Source organism: Sphaerisporangium sp. NPDC049003 (assembly GCF_043197795.1).
Classification (GTDB): Bacteria; Actinomycetota; Actinomycetes; order Streptosporangiales; family Streptosporangiaceae; genus Sphaerisporangium.
The window spans coordinates 94943-116232 of sequence record NZ_JBICTU010000009.1; the positions used below are offsets into that span (position 1 = coordinate 94943).

24 protein-coding genes are annotated in these 21290 nt (G+C 67.5%); 13 read left to right on the plus strand and 11 right to left on the minus strand.

Going from position 1 to position 21290, the window contains the following annotated elements; genetic code table 11:
* Nucleotides 1–198 precede the first annotated feature (198 nt).
* The 3 genes from ACGFIV_RS12165 (at nt 199) to ACGFIV_RS12175 (ending at nt 3562) form a co-directional block, all read left to right on the plus strand.
* A complete protein-coding gene (locus ACGFIV_RS12165) occupies nt 199–1332 on the plus strand; it encodes a histidine kinase (RefSeq protein WP_358554518.1) in 1134 nt (377 codons plus the stop codon).
* On the plus strand, nt 1329–1985 hold the full coding sequence (locus ACGFIV_RS12170) for a response regulator transcription factor (RefSeq protein ID WP_358554521.1): 657 nt from the start codon (nt 1329–1331) through the stop codon (nt 1983–1985). The genes ACGFIV_RS12165 and ACGFIV_RS12170 overlap by 4 nt, the downstream gene beginning before the upstream one ends.
* Nucleotides 1986–2575: 590 nt before the next feature.
* Entirely contained in the window at nt 2576–3562 is a 987-nt protein-coding gene (locus ACGFIV_RS12175) for an NAD(P)-dependent alcohol dehydrogenase (protein WP_358554523.1), read from the plus strand.
* A 42-nt stretch (nt 3563–3604) separates the two neighbouring features.
* Here ACGFIV_RS12175 and ACGFIV_RS12180 read toward each other — a convergent pair whose 3' ends face one another.
* Together ACGFIV_RS12180 and ACGFIV_RS12185 are read right to left on the minus strand one after the other, a co-directional pair.
* Nucleotides 3605–3757 carry a hypothetical protein gene (locus ACGFIV_RS12180; protein WP_358554526.1) on the minus strand — a complete coding sequence of 51 codons (153 nt, stop codon included), beginning with the start codon at nt 3755–3757 and terminating at the stop codon, nt 3605–3607.
* Between the two features lie 269 nt (nt 3758–4026).
* Entirely contained in the window at nt 4027–4695 is a 669-nt protein-coding gene (locus ACGFIV_RS12185) for a class I SAM-dependent DNA methyltransferase (protein WP_392834310.1), read from the minus strand.
* 451 nt (nt 4696–5146) lie between these two features.
* Here ACGFIV_RS12185 and ACGFIV_RS12190 point away from each other — a divergent pair, with 451 nt between their 5' ends.
* Both ACGFIV_RS12190 and ACGFIV_RS12195 read left to right on the plus strand, forming a co-directional pair.
* Entirely contained in the window at nt 5147–5917 is a 771-nt protein-coding gene (locus ACGFIV_RS12190; protein WP_392834313.1) for a hypothetical protein, read from the plus strand.
* Nucleotides 5918–6024: 107 nt separating this feature from the next.
* On the plus strand, nt 6025–6198 hold the full coding sequence (locus ACGFIV_RS12195) for a hypothetical protein (RefSeq protein ID WP_392834316.1): 174 nt from the start codon (nt 6025–6027) through the stop codon (nt 6196–6198).
* Nucleotides 6199–6225: 27 nt separating this feature from the next.
* Here ACGFIV_RS12195 and ACGFIV_RS12200 read toward each other — a convergent pair whose 3' ends face one another.
* The 3 genes from ACGFIV_RS12200 to ACGFIV_RS12210 form a co-directional block, all read right to left on the minus strand.
* Nucleotides 6226–6912: an alpha/beta hydrolase gene (locus tag ACGFIV_RS12200; protein WP_358557136.1), complete on the minus strand. Its 687-nt coding sequence runs from the start codon at nt 6910–6912 to the stop codon at nt 6226–6228.
* Nucleotides 6913–7041: 129 nt separating this feature from the next.
* Nucleotides 7042–7668 (minus strand): helix-turn-helix domain-containing protein, encoded by a 627-nt coding sequence (locus ACGFIV_RS12205; RefSeq protein WP_358557133.1) that lies wholly within the window; start codon nt 7666–7668, stop codon nt 7042–7044.
* Between the two features lie 549 nt (nt 7669–8217).
* Nucleotides 8218–8598 (minus strand): hypothetical protein, encoded by a 381-nt coding sequence (locus ACGFIV_RS12210; protein ID WP_358557130.1) that lies wholly within the window; start codon nt 8596–8598, stop codon nt 8218–8220.
* A 500-nt stretch (nt 8599–9098) separates the two neighbouring features.
* Here ACGFIV_RS12210 and lpdA point away from each other — a divergent pair, with 500 nt between their 5' ends.
* From lpdA to ACGFIV_RS12225, 3 genes are all read left to right on the plus strand, one after another.
* Nucleotides 9099–10499 carry a dihydrolipoyl dehydrogenase gene (gene lpdA / locus ACGFIV_RS12215; protein WP_358557127.1) on the plus strand — a complete coding sequence of 467 codons (1401 nt, stop codon included), beginning with the start codon at nt 9099–9101 and terminating at the stop codon, nt 10497–10499.
* A 180-nt stretch (nt 10500–10679) separates the two neighbouring features.
* Complete coding sequence (locus ACGFIV_RS12220) at nt 10680–11180, plus strand: RICIN domain-containing protein (protein WP_358557124.1); 501 nt, start codon at nt 10680–10682, stop codon at nt 11178–11180.
* A 118-nt stretch (nt 11181–11298) separates the two neighbouring features.
* On the plus strand, nt 11299–11799 hold the full coding sequence (locus ACGFIV_RS12225) for an RICIN domain-containing protein (protein WP_358557121.1): 501 nt from the start codon (nt 11299–11301) through the stop codon (nt 11797–11799).
* Between the two features lie 36 nt (nt 11800–11835).
* On the opposite strand, the gene ACGFIV_RS12230 is transcribed toward ACGFIV_RS12225, so the two are convergent.
* The 3 genes from ACGFIV_RS12230 to ACGFIV_RS12240 all read right to left on the minus strand — a co-directional run bounded on the left by ACGFIV_RS12230 (nt 11836) and on the right by ACGFIV_RS12240 (nt 14790).
* Nucleotides 11836–13164, minus strand: coding sequence for an AI-2E family transporter (locus ACGFIV_RS12230; RefSeq protein WP_358557119.1), 1329 nt, complete (start codon nt 13162–13164; stop codon nt 11836–11838).
* Nucleotides 13165–13268: 104 nt separating this feature from the next.
* Nucleotides 13269–13874 (minus strand): hypothetical protein, encoded by a 606-nt coding sequence (locus ACGFIV_RS12235; protein ID WP_392834324.1) that lies wholly within the window; start codon nt 13872–13874, stop codon nt 13269–13271.
* A gap of 436 nt (nt 13875–14310) precedes the next feature.
* Nucleotides 14311–14790 (minus strand): DUF5324 family protein, encoded by a 480-nt coding sequence (locus ACGFIV_RS12240; RefSeq protein WP_358557113.1) that lies wholly within the window; start codon nt 14788–14790, stop codon nt 14311–14313.
* Nucleotides 14791–14956: 166 nt separating this feature from the next.
* Between ACGFIV_RS12240 and ACGFIV_RS12245 the strand changes: the two genes are divergently transcribed.
* Nucleotides 14957–15490, plus strand: a complete 534-nt coding sequence (locus tag ACGFIV_RS12245; RefSeq protein ID WP_358557110.1) for a peptidylprolyl isomerase — start codon at nt 14957–14959, stop codon at nt 15488–15490.
* A 180-nt stretch (nt 15491–15670) separates the two neighbouring features.
* On the plus strand, nt 15671–16546 hold the full coding sequence (locus ACGFIV_RS12250) for a rhomboid family intramembrane serine protease (protein ID WP_358557107.1): 876 nt from the start codon (nt 15671–15673) through the stop codon (nt 16544–16546).
* Between the two features lie 91 nt (nt 16547–16637).
* On the opposite strand, the gene ACGFIV_RS12255 is transcribed toward ACGFIV_RS12250, so the two are convergent.
* Nucleotides 16638–16883, minus strand: coding sequence for a cell division protein CrgA (locus ACGFIV_RS12255; protein ID WP_358557105.1), 246 nt, complete (start codon nt 16881–16883; stop codon nt 16638–16640).
* Between the two features lie 377 nt (nt 16884–17260).
* Here ACGFIV_RS12255 and ACGFIV_RS12260 point away from each other — a divergent pair, with 377 nt between their 5' ends.
* The 3 genes from ACGFIV_RS12260 to ACGFIV_RS12270 all read left to right on the plus strand — a co-directional run bounded on the left by ACGFIV_RS12260 (nt 17261) and on the right by ACGFIV_RS12270 (nt 18685).
* Nucleotides 17261–17878, plus strand: coding sequence for a class E sortase (locus tag ACGFIV_RS12260; protein WP_358557102.1), 618 nt, complete (start codon nt 17261–17263; stop codon nt 17876–17878).
* Nucleotides 17879–17957: 79 nt separating this feature from the next.
* Entirely contained in the window at nt 17958–18116 is a 159-nt protein-coding gene (locus ACGFIV_RS12265; protein ID WP_358557099.1) for a hypothetical protein, read from the plus strand.
* Nucleotides 18113–18685 (plus strand): anthranilate synthase component II, encoded by a 573-nt coding sequence (locus ACGFIV_RS12270; protein WP_392834332.1) that lies wholly within the window; start codon nt 18113–18115, stop codon nt 18683–18685. The genes ACGFIV_RS12265 and ACGFIV_RS12270 overlap by 4 nt, the downstream gene beginning before the upstream one ends.
* A gap of 72 nt (nt 18686–18757) precedes the next feature.
* Here the strand turns inward: ACGFIV_RS12270 and ACGFIV_RS12275 are convergent, their stop codons facing one another.
* The gene (locus tag ACGFIV_RS12275) at nt 18758–19231 is read right to left on the minus strand and encodes a GNAT family N-acetyltransferase (protein ID WP_392834335.1); all 474 of its coding nucleotides are present in this window, start codon (nt 19229–19231) and stop codon (nt 18758–18760) included.
* 192 nt (nt 19232–19423) lie between these two features.
* Nucleotides 19424–21268 (minus strand): Stk1 family PASTA domain-containing Ser/Thr kinase, encoded by a 1845-nt coding sequence (pknB, locus tag ACGFIV_RS12280; protein WP_358557090.1) that lies wholly within the window; start codon nt 21266–21268, stop codon nt 19424–19426.
* Between the last annotated feature and the right edge of the window lie 22 nt (nt 21269–21290).

The window sequence follows — 21290 nt, forward strand, 5'->3', positions numbered from 1 at the left end:
GGTCAAGTCCCCTGCGACGACTTTTGAAGCAGTGCAGGCTGAACGGCTACCGCGGCATCCTGGGCTTCGTCACCCTCGTCCAACGAAGCGGTTGATCCACTTTTCAGACGTCGTCCGCGGCGACTGCCAGTCCTGTGAGCGAAATGTCTCGTACTTTGGGCTGATTGTGGATGGCGGGGGCTCTCGTACCATGAATTCGTGCACGGCCTCATTCGCTCCGTGTGGTACGAGCCCCGTTCCCCCAACGCACCGCGGCGGGTGTGGCGAGACTGGGTGCTCGCGGGGGTGTTACTGCCGGTCGCGCTGCTCGAAGGAGTGGTGCGGCCTGACATGCCCTCACGGGTCATTTCGGTGAGCCTCGCGGTCGGGCTGGTACCCACCTTGTTGTGGCGCCGCACCCAGCCATTGCTGATGGTCGTGATCGCGTTCGGCGTGTCAGGTGTGGCCCAGGTGCTGGCGGGTGGCGAGTCGCCCGAGTCCAACACCATGATTTATCTGCTTCTCCTGCCCTATGCGCTGTTCCGGTGGGGGTCCGGGCGAGAGGCGATCATCGGGTTGACGATCATTCTCGTCAAAGCCACGTTCTCCGTGGTTATGGACTATCCAGGTCCCGCCGACACCGCCGCCGCCTTCGCCGTCACGTTCTCGGTGATCGCCGTGGGAGCGGCGCTCCGGTACCGGACAAGGGCGCGGACGCGGGAGCTTGACCAGGTCAAGCTGCTCGAACGTGAGCAACTGGCCCGAGATCTGCATGACACCGTCGCCCATCACGTCTCGGCGATGGCGATCCGGGCGCAGGCAGGGTTGGCGACGGCGGCGTCGCGGCCGGACGCCGCCACCGAGGCGTTGCAGGTGATCGAGGCCGAGGCCGCCCAGGCGCTCGCCGAGATGCGCGCCATGGTTCACGTCCTCCGCCGGAACGCGCCCGCTGACCTGGCGCCTGGGGGGAGCATCGCTGATCTCTCCCAGCTCGTAAGCCCGGGACAATCCGGCCCGTCCGTCCAGGTGGAGATCGAGGGTGACACCGTCGGCCTCCCCCCTTCCGTCGAGGCCGCGATCTACCGCCTCGCCCAGGAGTCGGTCACCAACGCTCGGCGCCACGCGCGGCACGCGACCCGCGTCCTGGTTCGGGTCAGCGCCGACGACACGTCGGTCCGTCTGTACGTGAGCGATGACGGCGATCCCGTTCGCCCCGCGGGGACACCCGGTTACGGGATCACCGGCATGATCGAACGGGCTGATCTCCTCGGGGGGACCTGTGTGGCGGGCCCCAATCCCGAGCGGGGATGGAGTGTCACCGCCGTGCTGCCGCGTACCGGAGTGGCCAGGTGAGCATCCGGGTGCTGGTCGCCGATGACCAGGAGATCGTCCGTACCGGACTGGTGATGATCCTCAACGCGCAGCCGGGGATCGAGGTGGTCGGCGAGGCTGCCGACGGGCGGCGAGCTGTCGAACTCGCCCGGCGGCATCGGCCGGATGTGTGCCTTTTTGACATCCGGATGCCCGTGCTCAACGGCATCGAGGCCACCCGGATGCTCGCCGGGCCCACCGTCGAGGATCCACTCGCCGTCGTGGTCATCACCACCTTCGACCTCGACGAGTACGTCTACGCGGCGCTGCGCGCGGGAGCCCGGGGGTTCCTGCTGAAGAACGCCGGCGCCGAGTTGCTCTCCCAGGCCGTTCACGCCGCGGCGGCCGGTGACGCCCTCATCGCTCCGAGCGTCACTGCCCGCCTGCTCACCGCCTTCGCGCACGCCGGGCCCGCCGCGCCGTCGGCCAGTCCCATCGAGGCGCTCACCGAGCGTGAGGAGCAGATTCTCGTCACGGTGGCCCGGGGGCGTACCAACAGTGAGATCGCTGACGAACTTCACATCTCACTCAGCACCGTCAAGACCCATATCGCCAGCCTGATGGCCAAGCTTGGCGCCCGGAACCGGGTGGAAATCGCCATGTGGGCGTACGAGACCCATCGGGTCAGAAACTAGGGTCTGCGGATGACCCACGAGGAGATCGCCGTCGCCATTCGGGCGAGGATAGAACACGGTCATCCACAGGCTGGAGAGTGCGGCGGCAAATCCGCGGACAACGATAATCCGTCCTGCCATGCGGTGCCAGCCGGCTTCCGAGGACGGAACCTCTTCGCGAACTGGCAGGCGCCCGCAATGCCGTAGAGCGACGCTCCGAAGATAGGCAACACCACAGGTAGGGGTGTCGCGAAGAATCGCGCGTTAGCTGGGTTGACCGCCGCACCACCTGCCAATTCTCCCAACGCAGCGCACCGGCGACCACCGGAATAACACCGAGAATGATCAAGCCGGTGGGGCCCATTCATCCGGGGTCTTTGGCGTCCCCGTCCGCCGGCTGTGCCTTCTGGGGCTTGGTGCCCTCACACTGCTTTCGGTCATGAGGCGATCGTGGCTTCTTCGCCCATGTCCGCTCATCACACGAACGGCCCGATTCAGGTGAGCCGATCGTCCAGCGATCAGGCGTACTTTCGGCTGATTCGGTGGTCTGGCCGCGTTTCTTAGCCTTTGACTGCCTCCCCACCCGCATTGACTCGCATAAGGAGATGGCGATGAAGGCGTTCGTCTCACGCTCGTACGGGCCACCCGATGTCCTGACGCTTACCGAAATCCCCGTCCCCGTTCCTCGCGACGACGAGGTCCTGGTCCGGGTACGTGCCAGCTCCGTCAATCCGTACGACTGGCATAACATGCGCGGCGAGCCGTACCTGGCCCGCCTGATGCCCGGCGGGCTCGCGCTCCGCACCCCCAAGGTCACCATCCTGGGCGCCGACATCTCCGGCCAGGTCGAATCCATCGGCAGAAACGTCACGGAATTCCGCCCCGGCGACGACGTCTTCGCTGTCATCAGCGGTGGCGGCTTCGCCGAATATGTCTGCGTCCGCGAATCCGACCTCGCTCCGAAGCCGGAGAACCTCTCGTACGAGGAGGCCGCCGCGGTTCCCATGGCCGCCAACACCGCCCTCCTCGCCCTGCGCGACGAGGGTCATATCCTGCCCGGCCAGCGTGTTCTCATCAACGGTGCGTCCGGTGGGGTCGGCACGTTCGCCGTGCAACTCGCCCGCGCCCTCGGCACCGAGGTCACCGGCGTCTGCAGCGCCCGGAACGTGGACCTGGTCCACTCCCTTGGCGCGACCAAGGTCATCGACTACACCACCCAGGACTTCACCCGCGAGATCCAGCGCTACGACCTGTTCCTGGACATCGCCGGAAGCCGAACGGTCTCCGCCTCCCGCCGCACCCTGCGCCCCAAGGGGGCCTACGTGGTGGTCGGCGGCCCGCCCGGTCGCTGGATACAACCCATGGGCCATGTGCTCTCCGCCCTGGCGGTATCCCGCTTCGTCGGCCAGCGGATATCGATGGCAGACGCCCTTAAGTGCCCCAGCCCCAAGCAGAACCTGCAGACGTTGAGCGCATTCCTGAACGACAAACGAGTGATCCCGATCATCGACCGTCACTACCCCTTCGAAGAAATCCCCAGGGCAGTCGGCTACCTGGAGGAGGGCCACGTTCCCGGCAAGGTCGTCATCTCCGTCTGACGACGCCCTCACCGGAGGCGTCCACACGTGACGCGCCACGGCCTACAGCCGGTACGGAGCCGACGAGGGCCCGCCCAAGGCGACACGGGGTGTCAGGTGCGACTCCCTTTTCTTGGTGAGGCATCCGCCGGTGACCTTGTTGTCACAGACGATGGTGTTGCCGCGCACGGTGTCGTTGATGCCGGGCGCGAGCAAGACACGGTCAGGCTGGCTGCCACAGTTCGATCCGATTGCCCTCGGGATCGGTGACCCAGCCGAATCTACCGACACCCTCCAGGTCCTGCGTCTCTGCGGCCACGTCCGCTCCCTTGGCGCACAGCTGTGCCAGATAACAAAGAGGCAGTCGCAACAGGAGGCCCGTGTGTGGCCGGCTCCAGCAGTGGGGAATCAGGCCGGCACGGCCGCGTAGATCCCTGACGGGAGCCGAGTTCACCGGATCACCCGGTGGCACAGAATTGAATTCTTTATGTTTCAGGCAAGCGGTCGGTCGGTTTCTGGGCCAGTAGGTAGGCCTGGCGCGTCGTCTCCGTACCCTCATTGGGCTCGCGTATCAACCGGGCGTGTAGGACCAGCTTGGCCTGGCGCAACACTTCGGCGACGTGGTCAGGTTGCCGTCGTTGGAAGTCGAGCGACACAGGGTGGCCGAACGGCTGCGCCAGGTGCAGAGGCTCGTCGCCGACCTGGAAGGCGAGCAGTAGGTGGCCGCCCGGGACCAGCACCCGGTTGAACTCGGCGAACACCTCTGGCAGCCGTTCCAGCGGGGTGTGAATGATCGAGTACCAGGCCACGATTCCGCCGAGGGCGCCGTCCGGAAGGTCCAGGGCGAGCATCGAACCCTCGTCGAACCGCAGGCCCGGATGCTCCCGCCGGGCGAGCGCGATCATCCGAGGTGACAGGTCGATGCCGAACACGGACAGCCCCAGAGCGTGCAGGTGCGCCGCCACGCGGCCGGGGCCGCAGCCGATGTCGGCGACCGGCCCCGCGTCGTCGGCCCGCACGAGTTCGGCGAAGCCGGCGAGCATGGCCCGGTCGAGCGGGTTGTGCTGGAGATCGTCCTGGAATCGATCGGCGTAGTCTTCGGCCACCGCGTCGTAGAACGCCCGGGTTGTGCTCAGGAAGGCCGGTTCGGTCATGGCGGAACACTGTAGTGCGCCCACGGCGCCGCAGTCGCTATCGCCTGTTTCGTCGGCACGACCGTACGGCGTGTCATGGACCATCACACCACTTCCAACGCTCTGACCCGAGGCGCATGCCAGATGGTGCCGGCGTCCGCGGGCTTGCTCGTCGGCGGCCGAGCCGACCGCGATTCGGGCCAGAGACCGGCCGTAACGCTCCCTACCCTTTGCTCCGAAGTCCGAACGAGCGGAGGAGCCCAATGACGATTCTTGTGACCGGAGCGACCGCCACCGTCGGCCGCCCGGCGCGCACGTTCGCCCAGTGGGCCGCCGAACACGCCGACGTCTTCCGCGCCTGAACGGGCGACGGGCGGACGTCCCCGACGCCGGTAATCGTCTTCGATGCCAGTGAGGAATGCCTCCCGAGGGAGGCTTTCCCATTCTTTACCTCGCTCTTAGATTTGGCGTCATGAGACGAACCTTGATTCCTCTTGTGGGTCTGACGGCCGCCGCGCTGCTGCCGATCGGCGCCGCCTCGGCGGCCGTCGCCTATCCCGTGAAGGACAAGACCCTCACCGGCAATTCTCTGTACGCGAAGGGAGCCCTTCCTACGACCAAGTGCCCAGAGAAGCCGATCAAGAAGCTGGACGCCGGCTCTGCCAAGAGCTATCTGAACGGTGTGCTCACCTGCCTCAACCGGACCTGGGCCGTTCAGGTGCGCAAGGCGGGTAAGAGTTTCTCCAAGGCGAAGGCCGTCTTCGTCACGAAGGCTCCGAAGCGGTTCTGCGGCGCCAAGTGGCTCAAGGACTGGACGAGCTACTACTGCGGCGAGTCGCGGACGATCACCATCGTCCTCACGAAGCGCTTCCTGAAGGAGCCTGACGACCTCTTCCTGTTCAACCTGCTGGCCGTGAACTACGCCGAGCACGTGCAGAAGCTCACCAGCATCGACAACGCCTACCAGAACATCTCCTACCGGAACAAGGCCGAGCTGGCCGAGCAGAACCGCCGGTACAACCTGCAGAGCGAGTGCTTCTCCGCGGCCTTCATCGCGAGCGTGTGGGACTCCCTCGACCGCACCAAGAAGGACTGGGACGACCTCCTCTACTACATACGGGACTGGGCGAGCAAGGACCAGGGCAGCCGTAAGTCGATCACCTACTGGGCCGATCGAGGCTTCAAGTCGGCCGACCCGGGTTCGTGCAACACGTGGAGCGCGGCGTCGTCCAAGGTGGCCTGACTACGCCAGCGGGGAGCGCCGCGTTCCAGCCGAGGGGAGCGCCGCGTTCCAGGCGAGGGAACGCGGCGCTCCCCGGATTGTCGGTTCGGCCTGGCAGTATGACGGTCATGTCCCTCCCGCTCGACCTCCTTCCGTGCCTCGGCGGCGACGTCATCCTCATCCCGCGCGGCACGCTCTCGGCCCGCCTCACCCCCGAGCAACGCCGCGAGCTCGCCGCCGCCCTGCTCGCTCTCGACACGCTGGATATTCTCGACTTGCCCGCACCGGCGCTCGCCCGCTGACTCCTTAGCAGGGCCTCGGAGCATCTCCTACCGATGGTTCACGTACGCGACCAGGCGCTCGGCCAGCTCCTTCGGGCGGGAGAGCATGGGGAGGTGGCCGGTGGGGATCTCGTCAGGGGTGACGCCCAGGCGCTCGCGCACGACGCGGCGCATGAAGTCGGCCGGGAAGAGTCGGTCCTCGCTGCAGAGCAGGAACTTCACGGGCACGTCGGGCCACCTGTCGAGCGGCCAAGGCCGGCCCATGGGAGTGCCCGACTGGCCGCGACCTTTCTCGATCGCCTCGGCCGCCAGCTCTGGAGGGACATCGTGGAAGTAGGTGGCGATCACGTCGTCGCCCCCGCCCGTGTCTCCGCCCTCGTGCTCGGCCGGTTCGGGGCTCGCGGGCTGATGGCCGGTGTTCGCCCACCAGGCGCCCGGCGGCTCGCCCGGTGACGGGACCATCGCCTGGAGCATCACCAGGAGGTCGACCGGCATCCGGTCGCAGACGAGTGGCGCGGTGAACCCGCCGAACGAATGGGCCACCAGCACGAGGCCGGTGCGGTCGCCGATGGCGTCGACCACCGCGTCGGCGTACTCGGACAGCCCGGCGGAGTCGTCGTCACACGGCACGTCGGCGGCCACGACGTCGTGGCCGCGCTCGCGCAGCTCGGTTGCCAGCAGGTGCCAGTACCAGGGGCCGCTCGCGGCGCCGGGAACCAAGACGAAGGTGGCCATCACTGATCAACCTGGGGGCTCGCTCGGCGATCCGCTGGAATTCGGGTCATGGCGCGAGCATGACAGGAGGCACCGACAGTCTTGCCTGCGAATACGTGGTCATCGGCGCCCGCCGGGTCAGGCGGTGCCTCAGGTCTCCTTCGAAGGCCCGGCGGGCTCGGCGGGCTCGGCCGGCAGATGCTTGACGCTCGGGTGGACGGCGACGATGACGCGGTGGTCGCGCCCGCCTTCGGCCGTCTCATCGTGATATTTCCCGACGAGCTCGGTCACCGCGTTGGCCAGTTCCTCGGCGAAGGCGGCGCGGTCGGCCGCGGAGGCGAACCGGATCTCGCCGTCGATCGCGAACGTCGCGATCTTCTTGCGTGCCTTGGCGGCACCGGTGATGAGGCTGCCGACGTCGCGTACGAGCCGGGCCGCGACCGCGAGCAGCCAGCGCGCCGACAGCTGGTCCGGCGACCGAGACGGGTCGGGCTGGACCTCGGCCAGCGCGATGGGCGAGATCACGTACGACGCGGCGGTGGCGCGCATCACCCGCTCGGTGACGTTGCCCTTGCGGCGCTCCTCGATCAGCTCCACCAGGCCGTGACGCTCCAGGGCCTTGAGGTGGTAGTTCACCTTCTGCCGCGGCAGGCCGACCTTGGCGGCCAGGGTGGTGGCCGATGCGGGCTCGGCCAGCTGAGCCAGCAGCCGGGCCCTGATCGGGTCCAGCGAGACCTCGGCCGCGGCCGGATCCTCGATCACCGCTACATCCAACATGCCACAACCATTGCACCGACAGAATAACTTGTCAAGACGCGGTAATTTGTCGGAACGGCAAAGCTTGTGGGGGCATTCGTGGCGAGCGCGCCAACGACCGAAGCGCGGAGGGACGCGCAGGTCCCCGACGCGTCGGCTTGCCCAGCCCGGACGTGCCACCGCCGATCCGGGCCACGCTTCACCCGCGCGACCGTACAGACGGCCGGGCCGCCCGCGCGGTCATTCGAACGGCTCGTTCAGCCGTACGAAAAGGGTCGCCCGTGCGGTCGCACGAAAGGCTTGTATAAGGGCATAGTGAAGCCCTTGCGTGTTCGGTGCAAGGGCTGGAGAACAGCAAGATTGTGGCGGCCCCGGCCGTCGTGCCGAACTGCACGCGGTTAACGTTCATAAGGCTATACGTATGCCTGAAGAATGAATTATCACCGCAAACCGGATTAGGACCGCATGTACCGGAGTTATGGACTTTTGCACCGAGGGCCCGTGTTCCCGGCATGACCGTGTCCTCGGGGGAAGGATCGCGGACCGCGGGGAACACGGGCACTCAGGTCGTCAGCTCCTGGGCGTCGACGTCACCGTCGGCGTGGTCGCGGTGGCGGAGGCCGTCACCGGTGTACCCAGCTGGTTCGGGAAGATCAGCCTGATGTTGATGGCCTGCGCCTGACGGTTGGCGCTGTGGCTGTGGCTGCGGTTCCAGTGACGCGCGAAGTTGCGGGCCCAGCTGCGCGTCCAGTTCCTGGCCAGGGTGCGGTTCCAGCTGCGGTTACGGTTACGGGCCCGGTCGTAGTCCCTGTAGTCCCCCATAGGCGACATGGTCATGGTGCTCGCCGCGCTCGCGCTGCTCGTCGTGGTCACGGCACCCAGGCTGACCAAGCCCCCGGCGAGTGCGGCGCCGATCGTGAGCGTGCCCACCAATTTCCTGAACTCGGGCATTGCGTATCCCCCTTGGACGACTTCGGGTTACTAATAGTCGCTTCACCGCGATTGTCGGTGATTGCTGTGTTGACTCAGTGAGTCTGCCTGCTTGTCTTTTTTCCTAGCCCGACGCCTGACAAACGAATAACTTCTAGTTTTGCTATGTGCTTAATCTCTTGTTGTGGTCTTCGGTTCGATATTTCCCGACTTCCCCCGACATGCTCGTCTTGATCTTGCTATAACCGCCGTCCCTGGCGGCTCTTCCGCAGGTCAGACACCCCGGGAATGGGTGCTTTGAAGGGAAAAGCCCAAGTCGAGATCCATTTCGCGAACTTGGGCTTTAATCCTCATAGAGCCTGTTTCCAGACCTGTGTCCGTTGCGGATGGTTACAGGTGGCTTTCAGGTGAGAAATGAGCGGCCGGTCGTCCACTGGACGGCACGCGGCCACGTCCCGCGCTGCCGGGATCCCGAGGACCCGGTGCTGCGCCGCGCGCTCGCACCCCATATGGTCCGGTGCATGACTGCTCATTATGACGTCGTGGTTGTCGGGGCCGGCCCCGGTGGGTATGTCGCGGCCGTTCGGGCCGCCCAACTCGGGCTCACCACGGCGATCGTCGAGGAACGCTATTGGGGCGGGGTCTGCCTCAACGTGGGATGCATCCCCTCCAAGGCCCTGCTGCGCAACGCCGAGCTCGCCTACCTGTTCACCCAGGAGGCGAAGACGTTCGGCATCCAGGTGGAGGGCAAGGTCACCTTCGACTACGCCGAGGCGTACAAGCGCAGCCGCAAGGTCGCCGACGGCCGGGTCAAGGGCGTTCACTACCTGATGAAGAAGAACGGCATCACGGAGTACAACGGCCGTGGCACCTTCACCGACGCCAACACCCTGCAGGTGGCCGTCGTCGACGGCGGCACGGAGACGGTGACGTTCGACCACTGCGTCATCGCCACCGGCGCGACGACGAAGCTCCTGCCGGGCACGTCGGTCAGCGAGCGCGTCGTGACGTACGAGGAGCAGATCCTCACCGACCGGCTCCCCGAGAGCATCATCATCGCCGGCGCGGGCGCCATCGGCGTCGAGTTCGCGTACGTGCTGCGCAACTACGGGGTCCAGGTGACCATCGTGGAGTTCCTCGACCGCGTCGTCCCCCTGGAGGACGAGGAGGTCTCCGCCGAGCTGGCACGACGCTACAAGAAGCTCGGCATCGAGATCCTGACCTCGACCCGGGTCGAGTCCATCGACGAGTCGGGCGACAAGGTGCGCGTGACCGTGTCGAAGGGCGGAGAGCAGCGCACCCTGGAAGCCGACAAGGTGCTGCAGGCCATCGGCTTCCAGCCGCGCGTCGAGGGCTACGGCCTGGAGAAGACCGGGGTGCGCCTGACCGAGCGGGGTGCCATCGACATCGACGGGCGGTGCCGCACCAGCGTGCCGCACATCTTCGCCATCGGGGACGTCACCGCCAAGCTCATGCTCGCTCACGCGGCCGAGGCCATGGGGATCATCGCCTCGGAGACGATCGCGGACGAGGAGACGATGGAGCTCGACTACGTGATGATCCCGCGGGCGACCTACTGCCAGCCGCAGATCGCCAGCTTCGGCTACACCGAGGCCCAGGCGCGTGACAAGGGCTTCGACGTGAAGGTGGCGAAGTTCCCGTTCACCGCGAATGCCAAGGCGCACGGTCTGGGAGACCCCGTCGGGTTCGTCAAGATCCTCAGCGACGCCACGTACGGTGAGCTGCTCGGCGCCCACCTCATCGGCCCCGAGGTCACCGAGCTGCTGCCCGAGCTGACGCTCGCCCAGCAGTGGGATCTGACGGTCAACGAGGTGGCGCGCAACGTACACGCGCATCCGACGCTCGGCGAGGCGGTCAAGGAGGCGATCCACGGCCTCGCGGGTCACATGATCAACATGTGACGCCCCGTCTTTCCCCCTCCCGCCGCGTTCCGGAAACTCGCGGAAGCCACGGCTTGAGCGGCTCGCCGTCGTGTCAACCCACCCGACCTTCTAACTTCGCGTATAAGTTCAGCTACGGAGAGTAGCTGTCAGACGTGCTCCTCGGGTCGGGCACGTCACGCGAAGAGGAGACCAGGCACGATGCGACGGAACTTCACCAGGGCGACTCAGGCGTTCACGGTCGCGGCGGGATGCGCCGCGCTCGTCGTCGGATCAACCGGCGTGTCGGCCGCGGCCGGTTCCCCCGGCCCGATCCGCAGTCATTCGAACTGGCGCTGCCTGGACGCCGACCTGAACACCATCCAGCCCAACGGCACCAAGGTCCAACTCTGGACCTGCAACGGCTGGAACAACCAGAAGTGGACGTACGACGTGAAAACGCACACGATCCACAGCCAGTACAACAACCGGTGCCTGGACGCGGACCTCAACACGATCGGGAGCAATGGCACGAAGGTGCAGTTGTGGGACTGCAACGGCTGGAGCAACCAGAAGTGGATCTATGACGCGATCAGCCACACCATCTACAGCATGTACAACGGCCGTTGCCTTGACGCCGACCTCGGCGGCATCGGCACCAACGGCACGAAGGTGCAGCTGTGGGAGTGCAACGGCTGGGCCAACCAGAAGTGGACGGTCTGACGCGGCGCCGCCGGGTGCGGTTCCCTCCGTCGTGTCGGGCCCCTGGACTCCCCTGCCGCCCGTGTAGGTTCGACTACACAGAGTAGTTTGCGGGCGTGCGCAGAGGGGATCGGGCACGATGCGACGGAGTTTCACCATGGCGGTCCGGGTGCTGACGATCGCGGCCGGCTGCGCGGCGGCCGTCGTGGATCCGATGGGCGCTTCGGCCGGCGTCGCCGGGACGGGTCCCATCCACAGCCGGGCCGACGACCGCTGCCTCGACGCCGACCTCGGACGCATCGGCACCAACGGCACGCGCATCCAACTGTGGGACTGCAACGGCTGGGCCAACCAGTCGTGGACCTACGATCCGGCCACCCACATGATCCGCAGCCTGTCCAACGGCCGCTGCCTCGACGCCGACCGCCAGAACCTCCATAGGAATGGCACCCGCGTCCAGCTGTGGGAGTGCGACGGGCGCCCCAACCAGCAGTGGGTGTACGACCGCAAGAGCCGCACCATCTACAACCTGGCCAGCGGGCGCTGCCTGGACGCCGACCTGAAGGGCGTCGGCAGCAACGGCACCCGCGTGCACCTGTGGGACTGCAACCGCTGGAGCAACCAGCGCTGGAAGCTCTGACCACCAGCGCCCCGGCAGGAGTGAGGCGGTACGGGCTCACAGCCGTTCCTGGCGGGGGAAGACCACCTCTCTGACCAGGAGCAGGACGGCGGCCGCCAGCGGGATGCCGAGCAGGGCGCCCACGATGCCGAGCAGGGCCCCGCCGAGCAGCGCGCCGACGATCGTCGCGATGGGCGGTACGGCGACCGATGACCTGAACACCGGGGGCGAGATCACGTAGTTCTCGATCTGCTGGTACACGACGAAGAAGATCACGCACGCGATGCCGACCTGCACCGAGGTCAGGAAGCCCACGCCGGACACCACCACGGCGCCGACCACCGCGCCCACCATGGGGATGAGGTCGGTGATGGCCACGAAGATGGCGAGCGCCAGGGCGTACGGCACCTTCATGATGACCAGGAAGACGAAGGTCACGACCCCCGCGATGAGGGAGATGATCAGGTTGCCGGCGACATAGCCGCCGATCTGCTTGATGATCTCGTCCCCGAGGAGCCGCACGCGGGTGCGCCGCGAACGCGGCACGAGCCGGTAGGCGGTTTCCTTGATCGAGTTCAGGGAGCCGAGGAAGTACAGCGTCAGCACCAAGATGGTGAGGCCGCTGAACACCGCGCTGATCACGACGCTCGCCACGCCGAGCAGGCCGCCGAACATCTGGCTCGCGAGGCTGCCGCTGCTGACGTACTGCTGAAGCTTCTCCAGGATCTGGTACCGCTCGTCGACCGACTTGATGAGCGGGTGGTTCTGCAGCTGCTGCATGTACTCCGGAAGGTGCTGGAAGAACCCCGTGGTCTGCTCGGTGAGCGGGGGCACGATCGCCAGCCCGAAGCCCACGAAGAACGCGATGACCGCCCCGAACACGATCGTGATCGCCAGGCGGCGGGAGAGGTTGTGGCGCTGCAGCGCCTCGACGGCGGGGTTGAGGCCGATCGCCAGGAACAGCGACACCACGATCAGGACGAGCGCGGAGCCGGCGCTGGCGATCGACTGCACCAGCAGCCAGGCGGTCAGCACGCCGAGCGCGGCGGTCAGGCCGAACAGGAACGGGTTGCTCCGCAGAGGGCGTCCAGGGCGGCCGAACGGCTGCTCGTACTCCTTCTGGTCGACCTTGCGCGTCCCGGCAGGCAGATCGTCGTCCGGCGTCGTGCCGGTGGCGGGCGCCTCCCGCTCGGCCACCTGGGGCCCTGCGGGACGGTCGCTCGGGGCGAGCCCGGCCGCCGCCGTACCGTTCTCGCGGCCCCTGCCGGCGGTCGCGTGGGCGCCGTCGTCGTCGCCGGTCGGGTCGGCGGCGCGGTCGTCGCCGCCGGGAAACGAGGGGAACACGCTGGAGATCTCCGCGCGTTCGGAACCGCCTGTCTCGGACACGGGTCCCCGCTGCCCACCAGAAGGGCTTCTAGTCGCCGTTCCAGTCCTGATAAGTCACGAAAAATCCTGATCTGGGAGGGCAGTACTGCCGGCGACCTCAGGCGTCACGCGGGGAAGGACGGATGCGGGCCGAGTGCCCAGTACTCGTACAGGCCGTAACCGACGTTGCCCTCGTACTCGAACCGGCCCACGGCGTCGACCATCCCCCACATCTTCGCCGCGTCCTCCGGGAGGGTGTAGGTCACGCCCTGCACGACCGGCTCCGGGCCCTGGTACATGCCGTGCTTCCAGCCGGGCTCAAGGCCGTACCCCGTGCCCACCATGAGGTGTACGGGCAGCAAGGGCGTACACAGCAGGTCGAACGGCTTGCCGCCCGGGGGAGAGAAGGTGATCGTGGCCGAGGTGACCTCCCGGGTGCCGGGAGCGTACACGGGACGGTAGTCGGGCCTGCCCAGGTACTCCTCCTCGCCTGAGGGCCAGACGCGCACGGCCTCCTCCAGGACCCGGCGGCCCTTCTCGTCCTCCTGGACGATGCACAGGATGGCGTGGTCGTCGAACCTCATCGGGGCGTAGAGCCAGTAGAAGGTGCCGGCGTTCCGCGCCTGGATGCCGGGAGGTTCGGGCTCGCCGACGGGCCGGATGCCCCAGGATCGGTCCCTGGTGCCCTGCCAGCGCTCGGGGGTGACCTCGACGCGCTCGTCGCCGACCATGATGTGACCGGTCCACCGGCGCGCTTGAGCCCTTCGACGACCTCGACGCGGAAGGGGCCGACGCGCGTGTCCATGCGGTCGGCTCCCAGCTCGCGGGACGCGCGGACGACGCGGTGGAGATCGCGGTGGCGGACGCAGGCGAACGCGTCGGTCACGCCCAGGTTCGGGTACTGGCCCAGGCCGATGATCAACATGAGCTCGTCGGATCCGGCGTGGCAGTTGAAGTAGTAACGGTCGTAGAAGTTGCGGTCGGAGGTGGTGACGTGACGCATCACCTCGGGGGCTTGGTGGACCGGATAGTCATCGAGCGGCGACAGCGTCATCGGTGCTCCACGGTTCGGTGATGTGGAACACGTTCTAACAAGCCTTGGGCACCCGTCAACAACGGAAACGCGCCCCCCGAGTCGGACTCGGGAGGCGCGTTCCGCGATTTAGATCAATACATCTTGCGCGAGGTGTCGTCCGTTCTGCCGGTCTCGCTCCCGTCCTCCACCCTGTCGCCGGACCACCTGCTGGCGTCGGCCGTGGTGTCCTTCATCGAGTCGGCCCACTGGCGGGCGTTGTTCCGATAGAGCACGATGCCCACCGCGCACGCGGCGAACCCGGCCAGCAACGCGACGGTCGACCAGCGACCTCTTCGCTTGACCGACGGCGCGGGATCGATCTTCTCGGCCGCCTGGACGAGGAACGCGCTGACCTTCGGCGCGATCTGCTCCTCGACCGAGTGAGCCGCACGATCGAGCTTGGGTGCGGCCCAGACGCGAGCGTCCTCGATCCGGTGTGCGGCGACCTCACGGGCGGTGCTCGCCATCGGCCGGACCTGCTCTGCCGTCCGGATGGCCTGGGTCTTCATCTGACCCATCCGCGTGCTGGGCATGACCAGCTTCACACGGCGTCTTCTCAGTGTCAGGGACACGATTACCTCCCCTGTCCTCGGGGCCCTGCACGCTCACCTTCCCGCTCGAAGGCGGCTCAATCCTGACGCGGCATGGGAGGATGCGTGGTAGGTCAATACGCCATAGCCGTCAAAACATCACGAATCCACCCAAAAAACTGGACATATCGAAGGGGGCAGTCCTCTCATGGCTGAGAATCTCATCGCGAAACTGCGGACCACTCTCGGAGACATCAAGCTCCGCCTTTTCCCTGACCACGCGCCCAAGACCGTGCGCAACTTCGTCGAGCTCGCCGAAGGCGGCAGGGAGTGGACCCACCCGGAGACCGGGGAGAAGACCAACGCCAAGCTGTACGACGGCACGATCTTCCACCGGGTCATCCAGGACTTCATGATCCAGGGCGGCGACCCGCTGGGTCAGGGCATCGGTGGCCCCGGTTACGACTTCGACGACGAGATCCACCCGGACCTGCAGTTCAACCGGCCCTACCTGCTCGCCATGGCCAACGCCGGCAAGCGCTTCGGCCGGGGGACCAACGGCTCCCAGTTCTTCATCACGGTCGTCCCGACGCCGCACCTCAACGGCAAGCACACCATCTTCGGCGAGGTGATCGAGGGGGCGGACGTCGTCGACGCGATCTCCAAGGCCCAGACCCGGCAGGATCGCCCGGTCCCCGAGATCGTCCTGCAGGAGGTCACCATCGAGCGCGTCCAGTCCTGAGGCCGCGCGGGCCGGCAAGCCGCCGGTCCTCACGCCATGGCTTCCGAAGGCGGCCCCGGAGCTCCGGGGCCGCCCGGAGCCACGATTTCCCCGGGGCGCGCATGGCGCGGGGCACCCGGAGGCGTGAATAGGGTGGCAGTCTGTTGATAGGCGCACCGGCGAAGGGGCCTCGAACAGGCGATGACCACTCAGCCAGATCACCCGAACCAGTCCGACCGGCCTCACGGGCAGGCGCGGCCTGATCCGCACGCGGGCGAGGTCCCCACGTGCTACCGGCATCCCGACCGCGAGACGTACGTGCGCTGCCAGCGCTGCGACCGGTCGATCTGCCCCGACTGCATGCGGGCGGCCTCGGTCGGCCACCAGTGCGTCGAGTGCGTGCGCGAGGGCGGCAGGACCATCCGCCAGGCCGAGGCCCCGTTCGGGGGCAGGCCCGTGACCACGCCCGTGGTGACGTGGACCCTGATGGCGATCAACGTGCTGTTCTACCTCGGCGAGGTGGTCAACGCGTCACTGGTCGGCCGGTTCGAGATGTCGGCGTACGGGGTCGCCGCCGGCGAGTGGTGGCGTCTGCTGACCGGGGCGTTCCTCCACGCGCCGCCGCCGTCCTACTGGCACATCCTGTTCAACATGTGGGCTCTGTACGTCATCGGCCCGCAGCTTGAGAGGATGCTCGGCTCGCTGCGGTTCGGGGCCGTGTACCTGCTGGCGGCGCTCGGTGGCTCGGTGGCGGTCTACCTGACCGGTTCCGCGTCCGTGGGAGCCTCGGGCGCGATCTACGGCCTGTTCGGGGCGATGTTCGTGGTCGCCCGCCGCCTGGGGTTCGACGTGCGCGGGGTGCTCTGGCTGATCGGCATCAACGTGGTGCTGACCTTCGTGATCCCGGGGATCAGCTGGCAGGGCCACCTGGGCGGCCTGGTCTCGGGCGCGCTGGTGACGGCCCTGTTCGCCTACGCGCCCAGCAAGAACCGCAACGCCGTCCAGCTCGGCACGGCTCTCGCGGTACTGGCCGTCTACGTGCTGGTCGTGATGTTGCTTACGCCTTTGAGCGGCTAGGCGGCCCTCCGGCGGAGCTACTTCCCCAGGTTGTGGATAAAACCTGTGGAAAAATGTCCGCCACCTGCTGGGCGTGGCGGCGCGTGAGGAGTTATCGCCAGCGTGTGGACAGGACCACGCCGAAGATGATGAAGACGAACCCGACCAGAAGGTTCCAGTTGCTCAGGGTGGCGATGCCCGGAGCGTTCGGCGCGATGTAGAAGACCGCGATCCACAGGATGCCGACGATCCACGAACCGACCATGACCGGTGCCAGCCAGCGGGGGCTCACCTTGACCTGCTGCGACTTCTGCGGCGGGGTGTAGACCGCCTTCTTGCGAGTGTGAGACTTGGGCACGGCAGCTCTCCTGGTGGGGACCCGCGCGGTGTCGCGGGCTCTGGCAGCCAGCGTAGTCGCTGGTGTAGGAAGACCCGAGTAAGCCTAGTCGGCGCGGGCGTCGAACGGCGATTCCAGGCCGAACAAGCTTTCGTTCACGGCACGAAATCGTGGAAGGCGGTCGCGCAAAGTCCCGGTCAAGGCCCGGGTGTCGTCCAGGCGGCGCGCTTTCGGCGTGAATACCCTCACTGCGCAGGGCGTGGTACACGCGCCGCCGACCCTGATCCGGATGTTTCAGCTGTGGACGCATGTACTCGGTGAGAAGGCTCGACGAGCCCAGGATGCCCGCCGGCCGCCCGGAGGAGGCCCGGGTGCGTCATGGGGGTGGCTGAACGGCCATGAGAGCCCTGCTGCGCACCTGCGGCGAGCTGAGCATCACCGGCGGCCTCGTCATGCTCCTGTTCTGCGGCTACCTGCTGTGGGGCACCAGCTCGTACACCGAGTGGTACCAGCGCGTCCTCAAGCAGCAACTGCTGGACGGCCCGAAGCACGCGAAGCTCGCCAAGCTCGACCTGGGCGACGCCGTCGCGCTCCTCAAGATCCCCCGCCTCGGACGCGACTACGAGTACGCCATCCTCGAAGGCGTCACCTCCGAGGACCTGCGCCGGGGGCCGGGGCACTACCCCGGCACGGCGTTGCCGGGCGAGGTCGGGAACTTCGTCCTGTCCGGGCACCGCACCACCTACGCCGCCCCCTTCAACCGCATCGACGAGCTCCGCCGCGGCGACGCCATCGTCATCGAGGCCCCCGAAGCGCGCTACACCTACCGGGTGTCGAGCAAGAAGGTCGTCTACCCGGCCGACGTGGACGTCATCGCCCCCGTTCCCGGACATCCCGGCAGCCGGCCGGCCAAAGCCATGATCACTCTGACGACCTGCCATCCGGAGTACTCCGCCCGGCAACGGCTCATCGTCTTCGGCGTCCTTTCGAGCAAGCAGGACCGCCGAGCGGCCTGACACAGCCCTGCCGTACGCGCGAGCCGCCGGACGGCCACACCGAAACGGCCCCGCCGCGGGCCGAAGTGAGGGGGAGCCGATGTACGGATGGATCTGGCGGGTCATCCCCGGCGGGACCGGGGTCAAGGTGGTCACCGTGCTGTTGCTCGCGGGCCTGGCGGGGGTCGTACTCTGGTACGTGGTGTTTCCCAAGCTAGAGCCGCACGTGCCCCTCGACAGGGTGACCGTAGGACAATGACCCGCCTGCTCATCGTGGACAACCATGACAGTTTCGTCCACACGATCGTGCAGTATCTCAGGCAGCTGGGCGCCGAGTGCGACGTCCGGCCCCGCGATCACGTGCGCGTCGAGGACGCCGAGGGATTCGACGGGGTGGTCGTCAGCCCCGGGCCCGGCACGCCCGAGGCGGCCGGGGTCAGTGTCCCCCTGGTGACCTTCTGCGCCGAGTCCGATCTTCCCCTGCTCGGCGTCTGCCTCGGCCACCAGGCCATCGCCGTCGCGTACGGAGGCGTCGTCGCCCGCGCGCCCGAGTTGATGCACGGCCGTACGAGCGAGATCGCCCATGACGGCAAGGGGGTGTTCGAGGGGCTTCCCTCGCCGGTCACCATGACGCGGTACCACTCGCTGGCCGTCGTCCCGGACACCGTGCCCGACGTCCTTGAGGTCAGCGCCGTCACCGGCTCCGGGGTGATCATGGGGCTCAGGCACCGGACCGCCCGCGTCGAGGGCGTGCAGTTCCACCCCGAGTCGGTGCTCTCGGACCACGGGCACAGACTTCTCGCGAATTGGCTGGCTCAGATCGTGTAACGCCGAGGGCCTCTGTGACGACTATCGGATGAGGGTCTCCGCCGTCGCCCCCGAGCGGCGGAGACCCTCTTCTCATGTCAGCGTCTTGGCCATGCACACGCTGAGCGGAGAGTCGACGTACTCGCCGAACCGCTCCGTCTCGGCGAACCCGGCCCCTCGGTAGAGCTTGAGCGCTTCGGCCTGCCGTTCGCCCGTCTCCAGGACCACGCGTGCCGCGCCGAGAGCGGCGGCCTGGTCCAGTAGAGCGAGCAACAGCGCACGGCCGATTCCGCGGCCGCGCGCGTCCGAGCGGACGTACATGCGCTTGATCTCCGCCACACCCGGCTCGGTGAGGCGTACGGCCCCGCAGCCCAGCGGCGTGCCCGTCTCGCCGTCGTCGGCGATCAGGAACGCGCCTCGGCCGGGCCGCACTTCCTCGGGGTCGAGCCGGAAGTGGTTCGCCCCCTCTTCGGGATAGAGCTCCGCGAGCTCCGCGTTCAGCTCCAGGATCAGCGCGCGCGCGGTGGGTCCGGTGAGCGGGGCGTGCGAGATGCGGAAGTCCGCCATGAAGCCTCCCAAAGGGGTCGTTGAACGCGTACGGCGAGTGCCGGGGAGGCACCGGTAGGCCGCAGGGAGCCCCACGGTGGCCGCTCATCGCACGAGCGGCCACCGTGCGCGAAGATCCTTGGTGAGAGGTCTTCGCGTCGGTGGCCGCTCGCGGCGGGTCGTCGGCCGCCGGGGTCGTCCGGCGGCGGGTCGTCAGTTGCCGAAGTCGTCCGTCGGTGGGTCGCTGAACGGGTCGTCGGTGGTCGGCTCGTCCGACGGCTGGTCGGTGGGCTGGTCGGTCGGCGTGGTCGGCTCGTCCGTCGGGAAGGTCTGCTCGGGCGGGCCGGTGGAGACGACCAGAGTGATCGTCATGCCGGGCGTCAGCTTGGCGCCTCCACGGGGGCTCTGGCTGATGACACTGCCCTTGGGGACATCCTGGCTGGTCTGCTGGACGGTCTTGACCTTGAACCCGGCCCCCGTCAGCGTGGCCTTGGCGTCCGCCACCGTCTGGCCCGTGACGTCCGGGACATCGGTCTGCTGCTTGGGCACGTAGATCTTGACGATGCTGTTCTCGTCGACCTTCGCACCGGCGGCCGGCTTGGTCTGGAAGACCTTCTCCTGCTCCTTGCCGGAGACGACGCTGACGATCTGGGCCTTGAGCCCGTTCGATTCGAGGGTGCTCGTGGCGTCGTCGACGCTGCTCCCGACCACGTCGGGCACGGCCACCTGCTTGACGCCCTTGGAGACCTTGAGATCGACCGTGGAGCCCTTCGCCACCTCCTGGCCCGCCGCGGGGTCGGTCTCGATCACGGTGCCCTTGTCGACGTCGGAGTTGAACTCCTCGACCACGTTGACCTTCAGGCCCTGGCTCTCCAGCTTGGCCTGCGCGGCCTCCGCGGTCTGGCCCTTGAAGGAGGGGATCTGGACCTGGCTGGCCACGTCCGTGCCGCCGGGCGAGCTCAGGAAGGCGTACCCGATGCCGATGAAGGCGGCGATGACGAGCAGCGGGACCAGGATCCACGCGGCCGTCTTGAGCGCGGTGTTCCCCGAGTTGGCGCGGCGGCGCTCGTAGCGGCCACCGGTCTCGGTCGGCGCGTAGTCATAAGCGGGGACCGCGTTGGTGCGCTGGGTGGCGGGGCCGCCCGGCGCGTTGAGCGTGCGGGTCTGCTGGCCCGTGTAGTTCTGCTGGCTCAGGGCCATCGTCTGGGCGTCGACCGGCATGCCGGACATCGCCCGCTGGATGTCGGCCCGCATCTCGGCGGCGCTCTGGTAGCGGTGGGCGGGGTCCTTGGCCATGGCCTTGAGCACGATGGCGTCGGCCCACTGAGGGATGTCGGGGTCGATCTGCGACGGCGGGATCGGGTCCTCGCGCACGTGCTGGTAGGCGATCGCCACCGGGGAGTCGCCGGTGAACGGCGGCTGCCCGGTCAGCAGCTCGTACAGCACACAGCCCGTGGAGTAGATGTCGCTGCGGGCGTCGACGCGCTCGCCCCTGGCCTGCTCGGGCGAAAGGTACTGGGCGGTGCCGATGACCTGCGCGGTCTGGGTCATCGTGGCGGCCGAGTCGGCCATCGCGCGCGCGATGCCGAAGTCCATGACCTTGACGTCGCCGGCGAGCGTGATCATCACGTTGGCGGGCTTGATGTCGCGGTGGACGATGCCGCCGCGGTGGCTGTAGTCCAGGGCCCTCAAGATGCCGTCGACCAGCTCGGTCGCCCGCTCGGGAAGCAGGCGCCGGTCCGCGCGCAACAGGTCGCGGAGGGTGCGCCCGTCGACGAACTCCATGACGATGTACGGCACGGGGGTGCCGTCGGTCATGTCCTCGCCGGTGTCGTACACCGCGACGATCGAGGGGTGGTTCAAGGACGCCGCGGACTGGGCCTCACGGCGGAAACGGGCCTGGAAGATGTGGTCTCTGGCCAGATCAGAACGCAGTGTCTTGATCGCGACAACACGGTCCAGCCGGATGTCCCGGGCGCGATACACCTCGGCCATGCCGCCGCGCCCGACGACCCCGTCGAGCTCGTAGCGACCACCGAGTAGCCGAGGCTGAGTCATTTCCTGCACTGTCCCTTGCCGT